The organism is Bradyrhizobium sp. 142, from assembly GCF_023074015.1.
GTDB lineage: Bacteria > Pseudomonadota > Alphaproteobacteria > Rhizobiales > Xanthobacteraceae > Bradyrhizobium.
Window position 1 is genome coordinate 1 of sequence record NZ_JADPKQ010000359.1, and the last position, 2,897, is coordinate 2,897.

Here is a 2,897-nt window from a genome sequence, read left to right on the forward strand (position 1 = left end):
GCGGGACCTCCCAGGTTCCGGCGCGGTCCCTTACTGCGTGATGGGGTCTTCGACCACGGCAGAGCGTCAGCCCCTCGCATAACGGGACCGCACATGTTGCCTTCGACGTTGCTTACCGCCTCGGCCTCTGCGAGTTTCTGTCTTTCGCGGCTCAATAGCCACCCCACAGCATCGTTGTGTACGCTTCGCTGCCGCCGTCGCCGACGACACCGCAACACTCACTACCGGGCGCCCGCTACGGCTTACCCGGACCGGACTTCCACCGGTTGGACCGCGCCAGCTTGCCTGGCGCACAAGCAATCCAGAATCCCTCCGAGGTGACAGACTGGATTGCTTCGTCGCACCAACGCAAAATTGCTACGCAATTTTGTCGCGGGCTCCTCGCAATGACGGCCGAGGAAGCAGCCGCGCTACGACGCCTTCGCCGTCACGATCCAGATCGCGCCTTGCAACGCAACGCTCTGCCCCTTCAGGAACGGAGCGAGCGCCTCGCGGATCGAGGCTTTTGCGGCGTCATAAGTCTCCGGCGGATGGCCCTGGAGGGCGCGGCTGGCGGGGCCGATCTGAAGTGAGCCCTCGACCGCAGCCTCCAGTCCGCCGCCGATCGCAATATCCATGGCGAGATTGTGCGGCTCCATCGCCACGTCGACGAAGCCAGCACCGTTCAGGATGCGCATCACGCGCTCTTCCGCGGCGAAGGCGAACGGGCCCGGCTCCTCCGGCCCGACCGGCGGCATCTTCGGCACGTGCTTGTAGACTGCCATCAGCGGCGTCATCATCCACGGGTTTTCCTTTGGCTCGCGCCAGCAGGCAAACGCCAGCCGTCCCGACGGTTTCAGCGCGCGACGCAGATTGGTGAAGGACGCAATCGGATCGGCGAAAAACATCACGCCGAAGCGCGAGGCCAGCAGGTCGAAGCTGGCCGGCTCGAACGGATGGACCGTCGCATCCGCCAGCACGAAATCGAGCGGCAGACTTTTCGGCGCCAGCGCGCGCGCCTGCGACAGCATCGGGTCGGAGACGTCGAGGCCAAGCGCAAAGCCGTTCGGCGCCACCGCCTTCGCGAACGCGACGGTCGTAGCACCCGAGCCGCAGCCGACATCGATCACACGCTCGCCCGGCTGCGGCCTGGCGCGGCTGATCAAGACATCCGCGATCGGTCCGAGCAGCGTCTCCTGCACCGCGTGGCGGTCGGCCCAGCGCTGCCCGCCTGGCCCGTTCCAGTACGCGATCTGGTCGGCATTGGGTTCGTGGCCGGTAGCGCTGCCCATTATTCCTCTCCAATATTGTCCAGACGACATGTCATGCGACTGCATCCCGCCCGGTTCATCGCGTCGACTTCAGAGCAAGACTGGCAGATGAGGGAACATCACCAGAGCCGCCGCGGCGCGTGCGCATTGCAGCCGCATTGGTTTCATCGAACGGCCACATCAGAATCAGACCCCAACCAGATTTGGTCGATAGTTTTCCCATTCCTCAAACCGGAAAGGAAAGGCATGACCATGCGCAGCTTCACGGCATCCGTCATCGTTGCAGCTCTCTCCCTCGGAACGCCGGCTCTGGTGCAGGCACAGCGAGCACCTTCGCAATCCGGCGCCGAGTCTCAGTCCGATCAGTCCAAGACAGTGATACGGAGCATAGAGGTCGTCGATGTCAAGGAATTGCAGCCGGCAGTGCGCGCGAAAGTTGATGAAATCGTGGCGCATACAAGCGACGAAGACATACAGTCGCTTCGGAAGTCTATCGACGCCACGCCGCAGGCAGCCTCCGTCCTCAAGGCCAAGGGTTTGAATTCGTCGCAAGTCATCGCGATCAACATCGCCGACGGCGTCCTGACGATGTTCACCAAGACCGCCTGAGACCAGGCGGGAAGTCTCGTCGAAATGCTGCGGCGGCGGGGGCACGATCGTCGCCTCCTCGTCGCGAAGGGCGTTGAGATTGATCCTGATCCGATGACGGATTTACACTGCAAGAAATGCCCTGCAGCGGGATCTGCTGCGGGGTTTCTCGTGCGAGGCGAACAAAGCGGTCAAATGCTCGCCGCATTTGGCCAAGGGTACGTCGCCAAGATCCCGTCGGAAACCTGCCCCGCGCCCTATTGCCTGGGGCCGAACTACGACGCGTACGGCCCCTTGCTCCAGCACCCGCGGCGGGGCTAAAGAGACGCTGTGGGGCGGTTAGCTCAGCTGGTTAGAGCATCTCGTTTACACCGAGAGGGTCCGCGGTTCGAATCCGTGACCGCCCACCAGCCTTCGCGAGCTGCGGCTCGGCAAGCCACGCGAAGCGGACGAAGGCTGCCACGCCGAAGCCGTCTAGGCGAAGGCGGGCTCCTCAACATGAGCAGTGTCTCTACAAGACCGGCTCAATCCTGCGGCCGGCCCGGCAGCAGTGGCACTGCATCGATCCATACCGCGGTGGATTGGCACCAGATCTGGCGGCTCGGCCGCAACGCGTCGCGCTGACGGATGCTGCCCCAGCGGATGCCCCAATCGTCGGCCTGGTCGCCCTCGCCGCTGGTGAACAGTGGGGAACCGCAGTCGGCGCAGAAGTGCTGGAGGCGCATGCGGCCGTTGTCGCCGCGCTTGCCGTAGATCCTTGGCTTGCCGCCCGTAAGCCGGATTGCGGCACCGGAACAGATCGCCGTGACACGGAACGCCGAGCCGCTCAGGGTCTGGCAGTCCCGGCAATGGCAGACCGAGACGGCCTCCGGATCGATCTCGGCCTCATAGGTGATCTGGCCGCAATGGCATTGCCCGTCGATCTGCATCACCTGTCCTCCAGAGAACGGCTCCCAATCGGGATAGGGGGAGTCTCGCGACTCTCCCCTCCCACACCACCGTACATACGGGTCCGTATACGGCGGTTCACCGGATTGAGCGCGAACGGCTTGTTTTGCG

The 2,897-nt window shown here is 63.9% G+C and carries 3 protein-coding genes and 1 tRNA gene; 2 read left to right on the forward strand and 2 right to left on the reverse strand.

All coding sequences use genetic code 11. The annotated features are described in order from the left end of the window. Window positions 1-410: 410 nt before the first annotated feature. On the reverse strand, window positions 411-1,271 hold the full coding sequence (locus IVA82_RS33105) for a methyltransferase domain-containing protein (protein WP_247382623.1): 861 nt from the start codon (window positions 1,269-1,271) through the stop codon (window positions 411-413). 225 nt (window positions 1,272-1,496) lie between these two features. On the opposite strand from IVA82_RS33105, the gene IVA82_RS33110 reads away from it, so the two are divergent. Both IVA82_RS33110 and IVA82_RS33115 read left to right on the forward strand, forming a co-directional pair. Beyond that, window positions 1,497-1,859, forward strand: a complete 363-nt coding sequence (locus IVA82_RS33110; RefSeq protein ID WP_247493702.1) for a hypothetical protein — start codon at window positions 1,497-1,499, stop codon at window positions 1,857-1,859. A gap of 312 nt (window positions 1,860-2,171) precedes the next feature. After that, window positions 2,172-2,248, forward strand: a tRNA-Val gene (locus IVA82_RS33115). A 114-nt stretch (window positions 2,249-2,362) separates the two neighbouring features. On the opposite strand, the gene IVA82_RS33120 is transcribed toward IVA82_RS33115, so the two are convergent. Continuing rightward, complete coding sequence (locus IVA82_RS33120; RefSeq protein ID WP_247382625.1) at window positions 2,363-2,767, reverse strand: GFA family protein; 405 nt, start codon at window positions 2,765-2,767, stop codon at window positions 2,363-2,365. Window positions 2,768-2,897 lie beyond the last annotated feature (130 nt).